Below are 18,382 nucleotides of genomic sequence, written 5' to 3'. Positions count from 1 at the left end.
GCCCCGCCCCCGGGACCTACGCGCTGATCCCCGCAGCCTCACGCACCTCAACAGCCTCAAGCCGCTCAGCAGCCCGCTCGGCGGTACCCCGAGCCCACCGCCCACTAGTCACAGCCCCGAGCACCAGCACCAACCCCCCGCAAAGAACCAACACCCACCACCCCGGCACGGAAGCCGACACGAACGCCTTCCGATACGACGACGCCCCCACCCCGGACGCCAACACAGACCCCACCACGGCGACCCCCAGCGTCTGCCCCAACTGCCGGCTCGTAGAAGCGACAGCCGCCGCGACCCCCGCCTGCGCCCGCGGCATCCCCGACACGGCCGTGTTGGTGATCGGCGCGTTCACGAACCCGAACCCGATGCCGAACAGCACGTACCCGAGGAACAGCGTGACGTCGGACGTCTCCGCGTCGAAGGCGGCGAACAGCACCGCGCTCACGGTCATCGCGATCCCCGCGATCACCAGCGAGAGCCGCGGCCCCCGGCTGCCGACCAGCCGCCCGGACAGCGGCGCGCACAGGAGAATCGGCATCGCCATGGGCAGCATCCACAGCCCGGCGTGCAGCGCGCTCAGCCCCCGTACGTTCTGCAGATACAGCGTCGACAGGAACAGGAACCCGCCGAGCGCGGCGAACGCGCTGATCGCGATGACCGTCGCCCCGCTGAACGGCACCGAGCGGAAGAAGCGCAGGTCGATGAGGGGTTCGTCGCGTCGGGGCTCGTAGAACAGCAGCCCGGCCAGCGCGAGCGCCGCGAGCGCCGCGAACGGCAGGATCGAGCCGAAGCCGGAGTCCGGGGCCTCGATGATCGCGTACGTCAGTGAGCCGAACAGGGCGATGACGAGGACCTGGCCGACCGGGTCGGGCCGGCGGGCCTTGGGGGCGCGGGACTCGGGGACGAAGCGCAGGGTCAACAGCAGGGCGATCAGCCCCACCGGCAGATTGACCCAGAAGATCGAGCGCCAGCCGACCGAGTCCACCAGCAGCCCGCCCACCAGCGGACCGGCGGCCATGGATATGCCGACCACCGCACCCCACACGCCGATCGCCCGGGCGCGCTCGCGCGGGTCCATGAAGGTGTTGGTGATGATCGACATCGCGACCGGGTTGAGCATCGAGCCGCCGACCGCCTGGATCATGCGGAAGGCGATCAGCGCGTCGAGGTTGGGGGCGAGGGAGCACAGCAGCGAGCCGAGGGTGAACACGATCAGGCCCGACATGAAGACCTTCTTGCGGCCCACCCGGTCGGCGGTGGACCCGGCGAGCATCAGAAGCGAGGCCAGGACCAGGGTGTAGGCGTCGATGGTCCACTGCAGCCCCGAGGTCGGGGCGTCCAGTTCGTGCTGCATCGAGGGCAGCGCGACATTGAGGGCCGTGGTGTCGAGACTGACGATCAGCAGGCTCATGCAGCAGATCGCGAGGACCAGCAGGCGTCGTCGGGGGCTCAGCTCGGGCATGCGCACCATCGTACGACGATTTCGATAGTGCGTCTAACTAATGACCGTTACAAGATCATGGCAGCCGCGAGGGCAGCCGCAGCCCCAGCGCCGCCAGACCCACCAGCCCCGCCGCCTGCACCCCGAGGACCACCACCAGCGCGTCCCGCATGCCGAGGCCGGGGGTGAGCGAGAGGAACAGCGAGCCCAGCGTGGCGACGCCGACCGCGAGGCAGGACTGCTGGAGCGTCGCGGCCAGCCCGCTGCCCGCGCCCGCGCGCTCCGCTGGTACGGCCGCCAGCAGGATCCGGTAGTACAGCGGCAACTGCAGCCCCTGCGCCGCGCCGCACAGCGCGAAACCCGGAGCGAGCAGCAGCGGGTTCGGGCCGGGCCACGGGACGGCCAGTGCCGTGCCCGCCACGACGGCCAGGCCCGCCAGGTGCACCACCGCGCTCACCGTCACCGCCCGCCCGCCGCACCGCCGCACCAGCCGCGGCGCCAGCACCGACGCCGCGAACTGCGCGACCCCCATCGGCACCAGCGCCAGCCCCGCCTCCAGGGCGCCGTAGCCGAGCCCCTGTTGCAGCACGACCGCGCTCACGAACATCCAGCCGCCGAAGCCGACGAACACCGGCACCCCCAGCAGCAGCCCCCTGCGCACACCGGGGGAGCCCAGCAGCGACGGCGGCAGCAGCGGACTGCCGCCCGCCTCCTCGGCGCGCCGCTGCACGCCGTAGAAGACGCTGCCCAGCACCGGTGCCGCGAGCAGCAGGAGGACCGACCACAGGGGCAGCCCGGCCGCCCGGCCCTCCGTCAGCGGCAGCAGCAGGGCGGTGAGGGCGGCGGCCAGCAGCAGCGTGCCCGTGAGGTCGCCGTGTGCCGGGCGTACGGCCCTGCTGTCGGGGACCGTGCGCACCGCGCCCAGCAGGGCGGCCGCCGCGACCGGAACGTTCACCAGGAAGACCGCGCGCCATCCGGTGCCCGCGAGGTCGGCGGCGACCAGGACGCCGCCGAGCACCTGCCCGAGCACCACGGAGACGCCGCCCACGGAGCCGTACAGCGCCACCGCGCGGGCCCGTCGCTCGCCCTCGGTCGTGGCGTGCACGGTGGCCAGCACCTGCGGCAGCAGCAGCGCCGACGCGGCACCCTGCGCCACCCGCCCGGCCACCAGCCACCAGGCACCCGGAGCCAGCCCGCAGGCCAGCGACGTCAGCCCGAACGCGGCCACGCCCCACAGGAAGAGCCGGCGCCGGCCGTAGGTGTCGCCGAGCCTGCCGCCGAGGACGAGCAGTACCGCGTAGGCGACCGCGTAGCCCGCGACGATCATCTCCAGGGCGGCCGCGGAGGCGTCCAGATCGTGCCGGACGGTCGGCAGCGCGACATTGACGACGAAGAAGTCGATCATCGGCAGCGCGGCGCCGAGGAGCAGGGTGAACAGGCCCGACGGGGTGAGGCTGCGGTGGGGGAGGGCGGTCGGGGCGCCGGGCGGGGAGGCGGTGGTCATGTCACGGAGGCTGCCGGGGCACTCAGCCGGGTACCAGATGGTGCTGATCCGGGTACTGCCACCAACTGGAACCGGTGTACGGGGACACGGCACGCTGGTCGTATGACCGCCGTAGTGCCCGAGCGCGCGCAGGACCGCGACGTCCGCCGCCGTGAGCTGGCCGCCTTCCTGCGCAGCCGCCGTGAGCGCGTCACCCCCGAGCAGGTCGGGCTGCCGCGCGGCGCGCGCCGCCGCACACCGGGGCTGCGCCGCGAGGAGGTCGCGCAGCTCGCCGCGGTCGGCGTCACCTGGTACACGTGGATCGAGCAGGGGCGGGCCACCCACATCTCCGCCCAGGTGCTGGACGCGGTCGCCCGCGCGCTGCTGATGGACGCCGCCGAGCGCGCCCACCTCTTCGCCCTCGCCGGCACCTCCGACCCGCGCACCGAGGCCGAGTGCACCGTCGCCTCACGCTCGGCCCTGCGGATCGTGGAGCGCCTGGCCCCCTACCCGGCCGCCCTGCAGAACGCCCGCTACGACGTCCTGGCCGCCAACCGCCCCTACGCCCAGGTCTTCGGCGACCCCGCCGAGCTGCCCCCGGACCAGCGCAACTGCCTGTGGCTGCTGACCACCAGCGAACGCTGGCGGCGCGACTTCCTCGACCGGGACGAGATGCTGCGCGACCTGATCGCCAAGTACCGGGCGAGCATGGCCGAGCACGTCGGCGAGCCCGTCTGGGAGGCACGGCTGAAGCGGCTCCTGGACGCCTCGCCGGAGTTCCGCCGGCTGTGGGAGCGGCACGAGGTCGCGCCGATGTCCGCGCACGTCAAGCGCTATCAGCATCCGCGCGTGGGCCTGCTGCGCCTGGAGCACCGCAACATGTGGCTGGCCCCGCAGGCACCGGCCCAGCGGGTGGTCGCCTATGTGCCGGCGGACGAGTGCACCGAGGAGCGGTTGGAGCGGCTGGCGGAGCTGTCCGGCGGGTGAGCGACAATGGGAGCTTGCCCCTGCCCGATCACCGCCGTACGTCCGCCCGGAGTTCGTTGATGTCCCAGCCGCTGTCCATCGGTCCGTACGCCGTCGCGCCGCCTGTCGTGCTCGCCCCCATGGCCGGGATCACGAACGCGCCCTTCAGGACCCTGTGCAGGGAGTTCAGCGGGGGCAAGGGTCTTTTCGTGAGCGAGATGATCACGACGCGGGCGCTGGTCGAGCGCAACGAGAAGACCATGCAGCTCATTCGCTTCGACGAGAGCGAGAAGCCGCGCTCCATCCAGTTGTACGGCGTCGACCCCGCGACCGTCGGCAAGGCCGTCCGCATGATCGCGGAGGAGGGTCTGGCCGACCACATCGACCTGAACTTCGGGTGCCCGGTGCCGAAGGTGACGCGCAAGGGTGGGGGGTCGGCGCTGCCGTACAAGCGGAATCTGCTGCGGGCGATCCTGCGCGAGGCGGTGTCGGGGGCCGGGGATCTGCCGGTCACGATGAAGATGCGCAAGGGCATCGACGACGATCACCTGACGTTTCTCGATGCCGGGCGGATCGCCGTCGAGGAGGGTGTGACGGCGATCGCGCTGCACGGGCGGACCGCTGCCCAGCACTACGGCGGTACGGCGGACTGGGACGCGATCGCGCGGCTGAAGGAGCATGTGCCGGAGATCCCCGTGCTCGGCAACGGCGACATCTGGTCGGCTGAGGACGCGCTGCGGATGGTGCGGGAGACGGGGTGCGACGGGGTGGTCGTCGGGCGGGGGTGTCTCGGGCGGCCGTGGCTCTTCGCCGACCTTGTGGCGGCCTTTGAGGGGCGTGCGGAGGCCATCGCGCGGCCGTCGTTGCGGGAGGTCGCGGACATCATGGTGCGGCATGCGACGTTGCTCGGTGAGTGGATCGGGGACGAGGGCAAGGGGGTTGTCGACTTCCGCAAGCATGTGGCCTGGTATCTCAAGGGCTTTGCGGTCGGGAGTGAGATGCGCAAGCGGCTTGCGATCACCTCGTCGCTGGGGGAACTTCGGTCCGGGCTGGACGAGTTGGACCTTGATCAGGCTTGGCCTACTGGTGCTGACGGGCCGCGTGGGCGTACGTCCGGGAACAACCGGGTGGTGCTGCCGGACGGGTGGCTGAGGGATCCGTACGACTGTGCTGGGGTTGGTGAGGACGCGGAGTTGGACACCTCCGGCGGGTGAGGCCTGCGGCGCCTTTGGTCTGCGGTGCGTGAGTTGAATGTCTTGCGGTGCGTGGGTGGGGTGCCTGCGGCGCCTGTGCGGGATTGTGGGGTTCGCGTAGCGCCTTGTCGTGCGTTGTGGGTTGGGGCCGCGGCGGGGGTGTCCGTCCTCGGTCCGGCGGGCGCCGATTGGTCGAGTGTGCGCGGTGTTCGACGCCGGCCGCTGCGGGCGGACACCCCCGCCCCGTCCCCTTCCCGCCGTACGCGGCTTTCGGCCCCCCTGGTCAGTTCGTTGTCGGGTGCGGGGTCGAGCCGTAGGCCGTCAGGAACTTGTCTCGGAAGGCGCTCATCTTCCAGACCGGGGCGTTGTGCGCGGGGCGTAGGCCGTCCGTCCAGCCCCAGTTGCTGATCTTGTCGAGGACCTTGGGGTCCTTGGCGACTATGGAGATCGGGACGTCGCGGTTGGCGTGGTTGCCGCTGACGCGGGCGATGGGCTGGTGGTCGCCGAGGAAGACCAGGACGGTGTTGTCCTTGCCGTAGCGCTCCAGCCACTCGGTGAGGGCCGTCACCGAGTATTGGATTGATTTGCCGTACTCCGCCTGGGACTTGGGTGAGCTGGTGAGGATGTCGCCCGGCTTTTTGCCTGCGTCGTGAATGGCGTTGAAGACCTTGCCGTTTCCTAGTTGGTCCCAGGGGACCATCTTCGGGATCGGGGCCCATGGTTGGTGGCTGGAGGTGAGGATGAGGAAGGACATGCGGGACTTGCCGTCGGTCGGCTTCTTGCTGTGGACGCGCTGCTGGAACTGTTCGAGGGCGTACTGGTCGGGCATCGTCGACCAGCTGAACTTCGGGCCCTGATAGCCCAGTTGGAAGGCGTTGTAGACCTTGTCGAGGCCGTACCACTTCGCCTCGGGCCAGCCCTTCTGCACACCCGGCATGACGCCGACCGTGTCGAAGGCGCCGGTCTTCTGGAACGCCTTGGTGATCGTGAGGTGTTCGCCGTTGCCCGCGGTGACGGTGCGGTAGCGGTTCTGGTTGTTGATCCACAGGCCCGACATGGTCGTGGAGTGGCCGAGCCAGCTGCTGCCGCCGTAGGTCGCCGACGTCAGCCAGCCGCTCTTGGCGTGGAAGCCCGCCTTGGCGAGGGCCTTGGTGCGCGTGTCGAGGGTGGCGTCGACGCCGGGTGCCTCGACCGGGTCCTCGATCGCGCTGCGGCCGTAGCTCTCGATGAACGTGAAGACCATGTCCTTGCCGCGCAGGTCCGGCACCAGCTGGCTGGGCGGCGTGTTGCCGAAGGTGTCGGCACGGGCCGTCTTGCCGAACGCGGCCTCGTCGCGGATGGCGTCACGGACCCGCTGGGCGCGGTACTTGAGCATCGTGACGGTGTGCTCGGCGGAGAGGGGGACGCCCTGGTTCTGCAGGTTCAGGCTCGCGCAGACCATCCAGAAGGCGCTGAGGACGAGGAGGGCCCGGGTCGAGTGGCCGGGGTTGCGGCCCACCAGGTTGCCGACCCGGACCGTCGCCAGGACCATCACGGCGAAGATCGCGAGGATGAGGAGGATCACTCCGATCGCCGCCAGTTGGGCCGTTCCCTTGCCGAGGGTGTCGCCGAGGTAGGACTGGGCGTCGGTCAGCAGGGGCCAGTCCAGGATGATGTTGAAGCCGCGGCCCAGGTACTGGTAGAAGCCGATGTCCATCAGGTTCAGCACGGTCAGCACGCCGAGGATCAGCCCGAACAGCACCGCCACGATCAGCCTCGGCCGGCGCGGCAGAGCCGTCAGGACGGCCGCCCCGAGCAGGGCCTCGACGGGCAGCCGGATGAACTCGGCCGTACGGAACGTCTCCCACCGGTTCGGCATCACCAGCGCCGCGACGATGGCCGCGAGCGCGAGCGCCGTCGCCGCGATGCCGATGACCTGCGCGGGTTTGGGATGTGCGGCCTTCCAGCGCCGCCAGGCCCGCCGCGGGTGCGGGCGCGGAAGGGCGCGCAGGCGGGAGAGGAGGGTCGACGGGGCGGGTGCGGTCACCCTGGAGGCGAGGACCAGTTCCTTACTGGGCTCGCGCGGCCCGGTCGCCTCAGCCGTCTGGCGCGTACTCGTGTCCTGAGACAACCCCAAGGTCCTTCCGTACGAGGCCCGTGCTGCGGAGTGGCGGGCCACGCTGGGGAGGCTGGGACCCGCCACCAGTCCGTACGGCCGGTTCCGGGGCGATGTTCAGGGGGCCACGGCAAACACCGGGCAAACGCCTGACCACGTTTCGTCTCGGCGGCCGTCCGTATGGTGGTATCCGGGCGTCTGTGGGAGCGTGATTCTTGCCACCCTTGATAGGGGTGACGCTCAGATGAGCGGATCTTGAGCGGCTGCACTTCTCCAAGGGGTGGCACCCAGTGCCACCCCTTGATCGTTCATCGATCGAAATCAGACGGGCTCAGGGTCGCTCAGGTGAGCGGGAATTTGCGGTTATGAGCGCTGCTGCGTTCAAGAAGTGAAAACATTGGCGCGTCGGCGCTTGCCAAGCTTTGACTTTCGATCCGCTGGCGGGCGGCTGGTTACAGGAGCACGACGCGCGCATGGACGTACCCAGACGCCTTCGATCTGGGTATGTTCCTCGCCGTCAGGGCAGCCACCGCGTCCTCGAGGGAGTCGAGACCGTGTCGGAAAACAAAGATCCTCACGTAGCGAAGTTCGTCTACGACTTCACCGAGGGAAACAAGGACCTCAAGGACCTCCTGGGTGGCAAAGGCGCGAACCTCGCCGAGATGACCAACCTGGGACTCCCCGTTCCCCCCGGCTTCACGATCACGACGGAAGCCTGCAAGGTCTACCTGGACAGCGGCGAGGAGCCGGCGGCACTGCGTGACGAGGTGAGTGCACACCTCGACGTCCTCGAAGCCCGTATGGGCAAGAAGCTCGGACAGGCCGACGACCCGCTGCTGGTCTCCGTCCGCTCCGGCGCCAAGTTCTCCATGCCGGGCATGATGGACACCGTCCTGAACATCGGGCTCTCCGACAAGTCCGTGAAGGGCCTCGCCGAGCAGGCCGGCGACGAGCGGTTCGCCTGGGACTCCTACCGGCGCCTCATCCAGATGTTCGGCAAGACGGTCCTCGGCGTCGACGGCGAGCTCTTCGAGGAGGCCCTTGACAAGGCCAAGGACACCAAGAAGGTCTCGGTCGACACCGAGCTGGAGGCCGCCGACCTCAAGAAGCTGGTCGCCACCTTCAAGAAGATCGTCAAGAAAGAGGCCGGCCGGGACTTCCCGCAGGACCCGCGCGAGCAGATGGACCTCGCCATCCACGCGGTCTTCGACTCCTGGAACACCGACCGCGCCAAGCTCTACCGCCGCCAGGAGCGCATCCCCGGCGACCTCGGCACGGCCGTCAACGTCTGCTCCATGGTCTTCGGCAACCTGGGCCCCGACTCCGGCACCGGCGTCGCCTTCACCCGCGACCCCGCCTCCGGCCACCAGGGCGTCTACGGCGACTACCTGCAGAACGCCCAGGGCGAGGACGTCGTCGCCGGCATCCGCAACACGGTGCCGCTCGCGGAGCTGGAACAGATCGACAAGACGTCGTACGACCAGCTCATGCGCATCATGGAGACCCTGGAGAACCACTACAAGGATCTCTGCGACATCGAGTTCACCATCGAGCGCGGCCGGCTCTGGATGCTGCAGACCCGCGTCGGCAAGCGGACGGCGGGCGCGGCCTTCCGTATCGCCACCCAGCTCGTCGACCAGGGCCTGATCGACGAGACCGAGGCGCTGCAGCGCGTCACCGGCGCGCAGCTCGCCCAGCTGATGTTCCCGCGCTTCGACGACGAGGCGAAGACCGAGCAGGTCGCCCGGGGTATCGCCGCCTCGCCCGGGGCGGCGGTCGGCAAGGCCGTCTTCGACTCGTACACGGCCGTCAAGTGGTCGCGCTCCGGCGAGAAGGTCATCCTGGTCCGCCGCGAGACCAACCCCGACGACCTCGACGGCATGATCGCCGCCGAGGGCATCCTGACCAGCCGCGGCGGCAAGACCTCCCACGCGGCCGTCGTCGCGCGCGGCATGGGCAAGACCTGTGTCTGCGGCGCCGAGGACCTCGAGGTCGACACCAAGCGCCGCCGGATGACGGTGCCCGGCGGGCACGTGGTGGAAGAGGGCGACGTCATCTCCATCGACGGCTCCAGCGGCAAGGTCTACCTCGGCGAGGTCCCGGTGGTCCCCTCCCCGGTCGTCGAGTACTTCGAGGGCCGGATGCACGCCGGCGCCCAGGACGCCGACGAGCTGGTCGAGGCCGTGCACCGGATCATGGCGTTCGCCGACCGCAAGCGCCGGCTGCGGGTGCGGGCGAACGCGGACAACGCCGAGGACGCGCTGCGCGCCCGTCGCTTCGGCGCCCAGGGCATCGGTCTGTGCCGTACCGAGCACATGTTCCTCGGCGACCGCCGTGAGCTGGTCGAGCGCCTCATCCTGGCCGATACGGAGGACGAGCGCGAGGAGAGCCTGAAGGCGCTGCTGCCGCTGCAGAAGAAGGACTTCGTCGACCTGTTCTCGGCGATGGACGGCCTGCCGGTGACGATCCGCCTGCTCGACCCGCCGCTGCACGAGTTCCTGCCGGACATCACCGAGCTGTCGGTGCGCGTGGCGCTCGCGGAGTCCCGCCAGGAGTCCCACGAGAACGACCTGCGGCTGCTGCAGGCCGTGCACCGGCTGCACGAGCAGAACCCGATGCTGGGCCTGCGCGGGGTCCGTCTCGGCCTGGTCATCCCCGGACTGTTCACCATGCAGGTCCGCGCGATCGCCGAGGCCGCGGCCGAGCGCAAGGCCGCGAAGGGCGACCCGCGCGCCGAGATCATGATCCCGCTCGTCGGCACCGTCCAGGAGCTGGAGATCGTCCGAGAGGAGGCCGACCAGGTCGTCGCCGAGGTCGAGGCGGCCACGGGCACGCAGCTCAAGCTCGCCATCGGCACGATGATCGAGCTGCCGCGCGCCGCCCTCACGGCCGGGCAGATCGCGGAGGCCGCCGAGTTCTTCTCCTTCGGCACCAACGACCTCACCCAGACGGTGTGGGGCTTCAGCCGGGACGACGTGGAGGCGAGCTTCTTCACGGCGTACCTGGAGAAGGGCATCTTCGGCGTCAGCCCCTTCGAGACCATCGACAGGGACGGCGTCGGCTCGCTGGTCGAGCTGGCGGCGAAGGCGGGGCGGGCGACCCGCCCGGATCTGAAGCTCGGCGTCTGCGGCGAGCACGGCGGTGACCCGGAGTCGGTGCACTTCTTCCACGAGGTGGGCCTGGACTACGTCTCCTGCTCCCCGTTCCGCATCCCGGTGGCCCGCTTGGAGGCCGGCCGGGCGGCGACCCAGTCGGAGGGCAGCGACCACCGCTGACCCACCCCGTACCCCGGAGCCGCCGCCCGTCCCCGACCCTCAAGACCGATGGGCGGCGGCTCCGGATCACCAAGAGGGGCGGCACCTTGTGCGGGGTGCCGCCCCCTTCGTGTGTCCCCGTGCAGGGTGCTCAGATGACGCCCTGGGTGTTGACCGGGCCGACCTGGAAGAGGTGGGAGCACACCTTCCAGTGGGCGGGGACGAGGACGGCCTTGTACGAGGCCGGCGGGTAGACGCGCAGGTAGCTGCCGGTGCGTTGGCAGGCGCCGCCGACCGGGCCGTTCGTGGTGCGGATGACCGCGGAGGCGGAGTGGCCGGCGGCGAGGACGACGGTGCCGTAGGAGGTGCCGCTGCGGGTGGCGGCCGCGCCTATCTGGTGGTGCTTGGAGTCCAGGACGCTGACACCCGGGTACCCGCGCAGGGCACAGCTGCCGTGCCCGGTGTTGGTGAAGCTGATCGGCCGGTAGAGGGAGCCCGCCGCGCCCTCCGCCCGGCCCATCGACAGCTGCAGCCCGGAGACGGTACAGGTGGGCACGGCGCGCGCGGCCGGTTGCGACGCGGGTGCGGCCGAGGCGTTCCAGGTGATGCCCGCGGTCGCGAGCGCGGCGAGGACGGCGGTCACAGAGGCGGCCGTGCCGCGCCGGGAGAGGTGTGGAAAGTGCGTGAACATGGCGCTTGCGCCTCCATGCGGCGAACGGATGGATGGTGGTCAATGCGTTGGATGCGTCGCGGACGGGAAAAGTTGTGGTCGTCCAGGGGGTACGGCCACGGTGGGGTTCACGTGCGAGGGAGGGAGTCCGGTCATGTCCGGCTGGAACAGTGACGGCATCCCCGACCAGCGCGGCCGCGTCGCGGTCGTGACGGGGGCGAACAGCGGGCTGGGCCTCGTCACCGCGCGGGAGCTGGCGCGCAAGGGGGCACGGGTGGTGCTCGCGTGCCGCAGCGAGGTGCGGGGGAGGGGCGCGGTCGAACACATCCGGGGTGAAGTGCCGGGCGCGGAGGTGGAGTTGGCCCGGCTGGATCTCGGGGACCTGAGCTGCGTAAGGGAGTTCGCGGACGGCTTCTCCTACGACCGCCTCGACCTGCTCGTCAACAACGCCGGCGTGATGGCGCTGCCGTACGGGACGACCGCGGACGGCTTCGAGACGCAGTTCGGGGTCAACCACCTCGGGCACTTCGCGCTCACCGGACTGCTGCTGCCCGCGCTGCTCGCCACCCCCGGCGCCCGCGTGGTGACCGTCTCCAGCGAGATGCACGCGCTGGGCAACATCGACATCGACGACCTCAACAGCGGGCGCCGCTACCGCCGTTGGATCGCCTACGGCCGCTCCAAGACCGCCAACCTGCTCTTCACGCACGAGCTCGCGCGCAGGCTGGCGGCACATGGCGCGGACGTGATGGCGGCCGCGGCCCACCCCGGCTACGCGGCCACCAACCTGCAGGGCACGGCGCCCCGGATGGAGGGGCGCAGGCTCGCCGGCCGGGTGATGGCCCTCGGCAACACGATCTTCGCCCAGTCGGCGGAGGCGGGCGCGCTGCCCACCCTGTACGCCGCAACGGCCCCCGACGTGCGGCCCGACTCCTTCACCGGCCCCTCATTCCTGAACTGGCGCGGCTCCCCCGCCCCCTCATGGCGTGCGCCATGGACCCTCAACGACGCAATGGGCGAACGACTCTGGACCGCGTCCGAGCAGCTGACGGGGGTGTCGTACGACCTATTGAAGGGGTGAGCCGGCCGCACGGGGCCGACTCATCAGACTGGGGCCCAACTCGTCAGGCCGGGACCTGACCGATCGGGCCGGGCGTGGCCTGTCGGGCCGTCGCGGTGCTGCCCGCCATCAGGGCTGTGCCGGTCACCGAGGATAGGCCGCGCCCGAGCGGCTGGCCGGGGTGAGAGGGCGACCGGCTGGAGGCGCGAGCCTGGCTCCGCTCGGGGGCGTGGCCCGTGAGGCCGGGACCCGACCGATCGGGCCGGGTGTGGCCCGTCAGGCCGTCGCGGTGCTGCCCGCCATCAGGGCCGTGGCGATCACCGAGGATGGGCCGCGTCCGAGTAGCCGGCCGGGGTGGGTGTGCGACCGGCTGGAGGCGCGAACCTGCCGCGGCTCCGAGACGTGACCCGTCACGCCGTAGCCCCGCTGTCCACCACCAGGTCCGTGCCGACCACCGAGGAGGCGTCGTCGGAGGCCAGGTAGAGGACGGCGGCGGCGATTTCGGTGGTGGTCGAGACGCGGCCGAGGGGGAGGGTGGCCTTTGCGCGGTGCTCGCGGTCGGCTTCCGTTTCGCCGGGGCGCAGGGACATGGGGGTTTCTACGGCGCCGGGGCTCACGGCGTTGATGCGTATGCCCTCGGCGATGTGGTCGCGGGCCGCGCCCCGGGTCAGGGCGGAGACAGCGGCCTTGGAGGCGGCGTAGGCCGTGGCTCCCGGTACGCGTGTGTGCGCGCCGAAGGTGGACGCGATGTTGACGATCGCGCCGCCCGACGGCTGGGTGCGCATCCGGCGAATCTGGGCCCGCATTGCCAGGAAGACGCCGGTGACGTTGGTGTCGAGCTGGGTGTGCCAGTCGGCCTCGGAGAGGTCGGCCAGCGGGGCGCCGCCCCGGAAGACGCCCGCGTTGTTGACCGCCACGTCGAGCGTGCCGAAGGCGTCGACGGCGGCGTCCACCAGTGCCTGGGCGTCGGCGGCGGCGGACACGTCGGCCGTCACCGCGAGCGCCTTGCCGCCCTGGTCCTCGATCAGCCGGACCGTCTCGTCGAGCGGCTCCCTGCGCCGCCCGGCCACGACGACCCGCGCCCCCTCGGCCGCGAAGGCGAGCGCGATGGCTCGTCCGATCCCGGAGCCGGCCCCGGTGACGAGAGCGGTTCTGCCGGTGAAGCGGCTCGTCATGATCTCCCCTGATTTTTGATTGCTGATTTCTGGTTCCTGATTATTGACCGAACGGTTCAGTATTGACCCAGCAGAAAGCGTCCCTCGGTGCGAGGGGTGCCTCAGTCCAGCAACGCCAGTGCCTGCTCCGCCGCGTCCCTGACGCGTGCCGGGTCGGCCGAGGCCTTGCCGACCACCCGCAGTCCCTGCATCAGCACCAGCAGCATGCGCGCGAGCGTGAGCGGATCGCGGTCGGCGGGTAGCTCGCCCTGGGCCTGTGCGCGGATCAGGGCCGAGTGCAGGACGGCTTCGAGCTGGTCCCAGTTGCGCTCCACGTGCCGCGCGGCGGCCGCGTCGTGCGGGGCGAGTTCGCTCGCCGTGTTGGTCACCAGGCAGCCGTTCACCCGCAGTTGCTCGTCGGCCGCCTCGGTGGCGTAACGCCGAACGACGGACCGTACGGCGGGCAGGGCCGGCCCCGGCTGGGACAGCTCCCGCACCATCGGCGGGAGCCCGGCCCGGTCGTAGCGCTCCAGCGCCTTGAGGTACAGCTCGTGCTTGTTGCCGAAGGTCGCGTAGATGCTGGCACGTCCGATGCCGAGCCGGTCCACCAGGTCGGACATCGACGTCGCCTCGTAGCCGCGCTGCCAGAACAGCTCCAGGGCTGCCTGCAGCGCGGCGTCCGGATCGAACTCCTTGGTCCTGGCCACGTACCACAGACTAGGTCTGATCGGAACGATCGGTCAAGAAAGCAGGGAGTGGCTATGGGAGGTACCTATGCCGCCCGCACCTCGTACGTCTCCACCCGCACTGTCTCGTCGTCCAGGCACTGCCCCGACAGCAGGTCGAAGCGCTGCTTCAGCAGGGGCGAGGCGACGAAGGGGCGGCCCCGGTGGGTGCCGGTCAGGCCGCGGGAGAGGACCGCCGCGCCGCCGAAGGGGTCGCGGTTGTCGATCGCGTACAGGTTGCCGCCGCGGTCGCGGAACAGGGCGGCCTGGCGGCCGTCGGGCAGCAGCGCCGCGACACCACGGCCCGGGACCAGCTGAGTGAGGTCGCAGACCTCCAACCAGCCGTCCCGCAGCTGGAGTTGGATCTTCAGGTCGGTCGTCTCGGGTGCCAGGGTCATCGCTGGGCGCTTCCTTCCAGGAGGTTGGCCGTGGTGTCGGTGGTGCGCATGCCGATGGACAGCAGCGGCAGGTCGGGCTTGACCTGGTCGCGTTCCGGTACGAAGCCGACGATCGGGTCAGGGGTGTCGGGCGCGTTCACGAAGGACACGAACCGCGCGAGCTTGTCTGGGTTGTTGATGGTGGTCGCCCACTCGTCGGCGTAGTTCGCCACGTGCGCCGCCATCAGGGACTCCAGCTCCGCACAGATCCCGAGGGAGTCCTCCACCACCACCTCCCGTACGTGGTCCAGGCCGCCGGGGATGCGCTCCAGCCAGGTCGAGGTGCGCTCGAGCCGGTCGGCGGTGCGGATGTAGAACATCAGGAACCGGTCGATGAGGCCCACCAGTTCGGCGTCGGACAGGTCCTGGGCGAGCAGGTCCGCGTGGCGCGGGGTCGCGCCGCCGTTGCCGCCGACGTACAGGTTCCAGCCGCCTACGGTGGCGATGACGCCGAAGTCCTTCGACTGGGCCTCGGCGCACTCGCGGGCGCAGCCTGAGACCGCGGACTTCAGCTTGTGCGGCGACCTGAGCCCCCGGTAGCGCAGCTCCAGGTCGATCGCCATGCGGACGGAGTCCTGGACGCCGTAGCGGCACCAGGTCTGGCCCACGCAGGACTTCACGGTGCGCAGCGCCTTGCCGTACGCGTGGCCCGACTCGAAACCGGCGTCCACCAACCGCATCCAGATCAGCGGGAGTTGCTCGACCCGCGCGCCGAACATGTCGATCCGCTGGCCGCCGGTGATCTTCGTGTAGAGGCCGAAGTCGCGGGCGATCTCGCCGATCGTGATCAGGCCCTCGGGGGTGATCTCACCGCCGGGGATGCGCGGGACGACCGAGTACGAGCCGTTCTTCTGCAGGTTGGCCAGGAAGTGGTCGTTGCTGTCCTGCAGCGCCGCCTGCTCGCCGTCCAGGACGTAGCCGCTCGCGCCGATCGTCGGGGCGAGGGAGGCGATGATGGAGGCGATGGCCGGCTTGCAGGTCTCGCAGCCGTCGCCGCCCCGGGCGCCGTCGCGGCCGTAGCGGTCCAGCAGGTCCTGGTAGGAGTTGATGCGCAGGGCGAGGACGATCTCGTAGAGCTCCTCGCGGGTCTGCGGGAAGCAGCCGCACAGGCCCTTGTCGACCTCGACGCCGGACGCCTCCAGCTCGGCGGTGACGAGCTGGCCGAGCACCTTGACGCAACTGCCGCAGCCCGTACCGGCCTTGGTGCACTTCTTCACCTCGGGCACGGTGGTGCAGGAGTGCTCGGTCACCGCGCCGCGGATCGCGCCCTTGGAGACGTTGTGGCAGGAGCAGATGACCGCCTCGTCGGGCAGCGCCGACGGGCCGAGCTGGGGGCCCGAGCCCGCTCCTGCGGGCAGGACGAGCGACTCGGGGGAGATGGGCGGGACGGAACCGGTCAGGGCGCGCAGGGTGCCGTAGGCGTCCGCGTCGCCGACCAGGATGCCGCCGAGCAGCGTGCCGTCGCGGCCGATGACCAGCTTCTTGTACAGGCCGGCGCGGGAGTCGGAGTAGACGACGTCCAAGCAGTCCTCGGCGGTACCGTGCGCGTCACCGAAGGAGGCGACGTCCACACCGAGGAGCTTCAGCTTGGTGGAGAGGTCGGCGCCGGTGAACGACGCCTCGTCCGCGGCGATCGTGGCGGCGGCCGTCTCGGCCTGCTCGTAACCGGGGGCGACCAGGCCGTACACCCGGCCGTCGGCGGCCAGCGCGCACTCGCCGATCGCGAAGACATGCGGGTCGGCGACCGTACGGCACTGCTCGTCGACGGTGATGCCGCCGCGCTCGCCAACCGTGAGACCGCAGTCGCGGGCGAGCTGGTCCCTCGGCCGCACACCGGCGCTGAACACCACCAGGTCCGTGGCGAGTTCGGAGCCGTCGGACAGTTTCATGCCGGTGACGGCGCCGGTCTCGTCGACCACGACCTCCTGCGTGCCCACGCCGGTGTGCACGCTCAGGCCCATCTCCTCGATGGTGCGCAGCAGCGCCGCGCCGCCGCCGTCGTCGACCTGCACGGGCATCAGACGCGGCGCGAACTCCACGATGTGGGAGGTGAGTCCGAGCCCCTTGAGCGCACCGGCCGCCTCCAGGCCGAGCAGACCACCGCCGACGACCGCGCCGACCGTCGCGTTCTTCGCGTACTCCTCGATCGCGAGCAGGTCCTCGATGGTGCGGTAGACGAAGCAGCCGGTGGCGTCCTTGTTCGGGACCGGCGGCACGAAGGGATAGGAGCCGGTGGCGAGGACGAGGGTGTCGTACTCGAAGACCTCACCGGACCGGGCGGTGACCTTCCTCGCCTCGCGGTCGACGGAGACGGCCGGGTCGCCGACGTACAGCTCGATGCCGTGGTCGTCGATGAACTCCATGTCGGTCATGGAGAGTTCGTCGGGAGAGCGGCCCGAGAAGTACGAGGTGAGGGCCACGCGGTCGTAGGCGGGGCGCGGTTCCTCGCAGAGCACGACCACGCGGTGCGTGGCGGTCAGGCCGCGCTCGGCGAGGGCTTCGAGGAAGCGCTGGCCGACCATGCCGTGGCCTACGAGCACGATCGTGGGGGCGGTCTCCGTGGCCTCCGTGGCCTGCGGGGTGGCGGTCATCAGGAGCCTCCGTCGTTGGTGAGCAGGTGGAGCAGCGGGCCGTCGTTCGGGAGCGGCTCTGCTCCCTCCCAGGCGCGCGCGAGCGCGCCGACGGTGCCCAGTTCGCCGACGAGAACCCCGCCGACCAGGCGGTCGTCGCGGACGACGACCTTGCGGTAGGTGCCGCGGGTGGCGTCCGTGAGCTGGACGACGTCGTCCCCGGGACGCGGCTCCGTCTCGCCGAACGCGGCGAGGTCGAAGAAGCCCTCGCCGGCCAGCGTCAGCCGGGTCAGCGCACGGGTGCCGGAATAGCGGGCGTTGGTCCGCCCGGCGAGCAACTCGGCCAGCACATCGGCCTGTTCGAGCGCCGGGGTGGCGAGCCCGTACACGGTGCCGTCGTGCTGGACGCAGTCGCCGATCGCCCGGATGTGCGGGTCGGAGGTGCGCAGTTCGTCGTCGACGACGACTCCCTTGCGCACGTCCAGGCCCGCGTTCTGCGCGAGGCCGACGCGGGGGTGGACCCCGCAGGCCAGGACCACGAGGTCGGCGTCGAGGGCGTAGCCGTCGTGCATCTCGACCGAGCGGACGGCGCCGCCCACGCAGCGCACGTCGCGTACCCGGCACTCGGTGTGCACCTCGACGCCGAGGTCGCCCAGATGCCGCGCGACGAGCCTCGACGCGTTCGGGTCGAGCTGGCGCTCCATGAGCCGCTCGGACTGCTGGGCGAGGACGACCTGGGCGCCGCGCCGGGCGAGCGCGCGGGCCGCGGAGACCCCGAGGAGCCCGCCGCCGATGACGACCGCCTTCACGCCCGGCCGTACGGCCTTGGACAGGCCGAGGCAGTCGTCCATGGTGCGGAACGCGTGCACGCCCTCGGGCAGGACGTGGTCCGGCGTGAACAGGCCGCGCAGGGGCGGCAGTACGGGGTTCGAGCCGGTCGCCAGCACGAGGGTGCCGTATGTGGTCTGCGAGCCGTCCGCGAGGTGTACGGCGCGCACCTCGCGGTCGATGCCCGTGACCCGGCCGCGGACGAGCTCGGCGGGCGCGGGCAGCGCGATGACGTCCGGGCTGTACCGCCCGGCCAGCACCTCGGCGAGGAGCACCCGGTTGTACGGGCGGTGCTCCTCCTCGCCGATCAGCGTCACGGGCGTGCCGAGCTCACCGAGCCGCCGGGCGAGACGGACGCCCGCGAGCCCGGCGCCGATCACCACCACACGCGTATTCGAGGTCATGTCTGGAGCGTGCGGTGCCGGTGTTTCCCGGCAGCATCACCACTGTTTCCCGCGCGGAACGCTGCCCTCTTCGGGGGCGGGGGGTGGGTGTGAGGGTTCCGG

14 protein-coding genes are annotated in these 18,382 nt (G+C 70.9%); 4 read left to right on the top strand and 10 right to left on the bottom strand.

Annotation, left to right across the window (positions count from 1 at the left end):
* Window positions 1-16: 16 nt before the first annotated feature.
* A complete protein-coding gene (locus tag JYK17_RS12525; RefSeq protein WP_222810377.1) occupies window positions 17-1,462 on the bottom strand; it encodes an MFS transporter in 1,446 nt (481 codons plus the stop codon).
* A gap of 55 nt (window positions 1,463-1,517) precedes the next feature.
* Window positions 1,518-2,945, bottom strand: a complete 1,428-nt coding sequence (locus JYK17_RS12520; protein ID WP_108007651.1) for an MFS transporter — start codon at window positions 2,943-2,945, stop codon at window positions 1,518-1,520.
* Window positions 2,946-3,047: 102 nt separating this feature from the next.
* On the opposite strand from JYK17_RS12520, the gene JYK17_RS12515 reads away from it, so the two are divergent.
* Entirely contained in the window at window positions 3,048-3,911 is an 864-nt protein-coding gene (locus tag JYK17_RS12515; RefSeq protein WP_128803012.1) for a helix-turn-helix transcriptional regulator, read from the top strand.
* 28 nt (window positions 3,912-3,939) lie between these two features.
* On the opposite strand, the gene JYK17_RS40480 is transcribed toward JYK17_RS12515, so the two are convergent.
* Window positions 3,940-4,089 (bottom strand): hypothetical protein, encoded by a 150-nt coding sequence (locus JYK17_RS40480; protein ID WP_234548546.1) that lies wholly within the window; start codon window positions 4,087-4,089, stop codon window positions 3,940-3,942.
* On the opposite strand from JYK17_RS40480, the gene dusB reads away from it, so the two are divergent.
* A complete protein-coding gene (gene dusB, locus JYK17_RS12510; RefSeq protein ID WP_234548456.1) occupies window positions 4,031-5,104 on the top strand; it encodes a tRNA dihydrouridine synthase DusB in 1,074 nt (357 codons plus the stop codon). The genes JYK17_RS40480 and dusB overlap by 59 nt on opposite strands.
* A 262-nt stretch (window positions 5,105-5,366) precedes the next feature.
* Here dusB and JYK17_RS12505 read toward each other — a convergent pair whose 3' ends face one another.
* A complete protein-coding gene (locus JYK17_RS12505) occupies window positions 5,367-7,193 on the bottom strand; it encodes an LTA synthase family protein (protein ID WP_181362345.1) in 1,827 nt (608 codons plus the stop codon).
* A 539-nt stretch (window positions 7,194-7,732) separates the two neighbouring features.
* On the opposite strand from JYK17_RS12505, the gene ppdK reads away from it, so the two are divergent.
* Window positions 7,733-10,453: a pyruvate, phosphate dikinase gene (ppdK, locus tag JYK17_RS12500; protein ID WP_108007653.1), complete on the top strand. Its 2,721-nt coding sequence runs from the start codon at window positions 7,733-7,735 to the stop codon at window positions 10,451-10,453.
* A 130-nt stretch (window positions 10,454-10,583) separates the two neighbouring features.
* On the opposite strand, the gene JYK17_RS12495 is transcribed toward ppdK, so the two are convergent.
* Window positions 10,584-11,123 carry a DUF4232 domain-containing protein gene (locus JYK17_RS12495; protein ID WP_222810376.1) on the bottom strand — a complete coding sequence of 180 codons (540 nt, stop codon included), beginning with the start codon at window positions 11,121-11,123 and terminating at the stop codon, window positions 10,584-10,586.
* A 133-nt stretch (window positions 11,124-11,256) separates the two neighbouring features.
* Between JYK17_RS12495 and JYK17_RS12490 the strand changes: the two genes are divergently transcribed.
* A complete protein-coding gene (locus JYK17_RS12490; protein ID WP_222810375.1) occupies window positions 11,257-12,183 on the top strand; it encodes an oxidoreductase in 927 nt (308 codons plus the stop codon).
* Window positions 12,184-12,572: 389 nt separating this feature from the next.
* Here JYK17_RS12490 and JYK17_RS12485 read toward each other — a convergent pair whose 3' ends face one another.
* The 5 genes from JYK17_RS12485 to JYK17_RS12465 form a co-directional block, all read right to left on the bottom strand.
* On the bottom strand, window positions 12,573-13,337 hold the full coding sequence (locus tag JYK17_RS12485; RefSeq protein WP_164932248.1) for an SDR family NAD(P)-dependent oxidoreductase: 765 nt from the start codon (window positions 13,335-13,337) through the stop codon (window positions 12,573-12,575).
* 101 nt (window positions 13,338-13,438) lie between these two features.
* Window positions 13,439-14,023 carry a TetR/AcrR family transcriptional regulator gene (locus tag JYK17_RS12480; protein ID WP_128803014.1) on the bottom strand — a complete coding sequence of 195 codons (585 nt, stop codon included), beginning with the start codon at window positions 14,021-14,023 and terminating at the stop codon, window positions 13,439-13,441.
* A 65-nt stretch (window positions 14,024-14,088) separates the two neighbouring features.
* Window positions 14,089-14,439, bottom strand: a complete 351-nt coding sequence (gene nirD / locus JYK17_RS12475) for a nitrite reductase small subunit NirD (RefSeq protein WP_108007657.1) — start codon at window positions 14,437-14,439, stop codon at window positions 14,089-14,091.
* Window positions 14,436-17,069, bottom strand: a complete 2,634-nt coding sequence (gene nirB, locus JYK17_RS12470; RefSeq protein WP_108007658.1) for a nitrite reductase large subunit NirB — start codon at window positions 17,067-17,069, stop codon at window positions 14,436-14,438. Before nirB ends, nirD begins: the two co-directional genes overlap by 4 nt.
* A complete protein-coding gene (locus JYK17_RS12465) occupies window positions 17,069-18,280 on the bottom strand; it encodes an NAD(P)/FAD-dependent oxidoreductase (RefSeq protein ID WP_108007659.1) in 1,212 nt (403 codons plus the stop codon). Before JYK17_RS12465 ends, nirB begins: the two co-directional genes overlap by 1 nt.
* Window positions 18,281-18,382 lie beyond the last annotated feature (102 nt).

The organism is Streptomyces plumbidurans, from assembly GCF_019857225.1.
Classification (GTDB): domain Bacteria; phylum Actinomycetota; class Actinomycetes; order Streptomycetales; family Streptomycetaceae; genus Streptomyces; species Streptomyces plumbidurans.
The sequence above is the reverse complement of the archived record's forward strand: the minus strand, read 5'-3'. Positions and strand labels throughout refer to the sequence as shown.

Excerpts from the sequence above, each read along its gene's own strand:
- nirD (WP_108007657.1), bottom strand. The coding sequence starts at position 14,439 with ATGACCCTGGCACCCGAGACGACCGACCTGAAGATCCAACTCCAGCTG.
- JYK17_RS12495 (WP_222810376.1), bottom strand. The coding sequence starts at position 11,123 with ATGTTCACGCACTTTCCACACCTCTCCCGGCGCGGCACGGCCGCCTCT.
- JYK17_RS12515 (WP_128803012.1), top strand. The coding sequence starts at position 3,048 with ATGACCGCCGTAGTGCCCGAGCGCGCGCAGGACCGCGACGTCCGCCGC.
- JYK17_RS12490 (WP_222810375.1), top strand. The coding sequence starts at position 11,257 with ATGTCCGGCTGGAACAGTGACGGCATCCCCGACCAGCGCGGCCGCGTC.
- nirB (WP_108007658.1), bottom strand. The coding sequence starts at position 17,069 with ATGACCGCCACCCCGCAGGCCACGGAGGCCACGGAGACCGCCCCCACG.
- dusB (WP_234548456.1), top strand. The coding sequence starts at position 4,031 with ATGGCCGGGATCACGAACGCGCCCTTCAGGACCCTGTGCAGGGAGTTC.
- JYK17_RS12465 (WP_108007659.1), bottom strand. The coding sequence starts at position 18,280 with ATGACCTCGAATACGCGTGTGGTGGTGATCGGCGCCGGGCTCGCGGGC.
- JYK17_RS12525 (WP_222810377.1), bottom strand. The coding sequence starts at position 1,462 with ATGCCCGAGCTGAGCCCCCGACGACGCCTGCTGGTCCTCGCGATCTGC.
- JYK17_RS12485 (WP_164932248.1), bottom strand. The coding sequence starts at position 13,337 with ATGACGAGCCGCTTCACCGGCAGAACCGCTCTCGTCACCGGGGCCGGC.
- JYK17_RS12520 (WP_108007651.1), bottom strand. The coding sequence starts at position 2,945 with ATGACCACCGCCTCCCCGCCCGGCGCCCCGACCGCCCTCCCCCACCGC.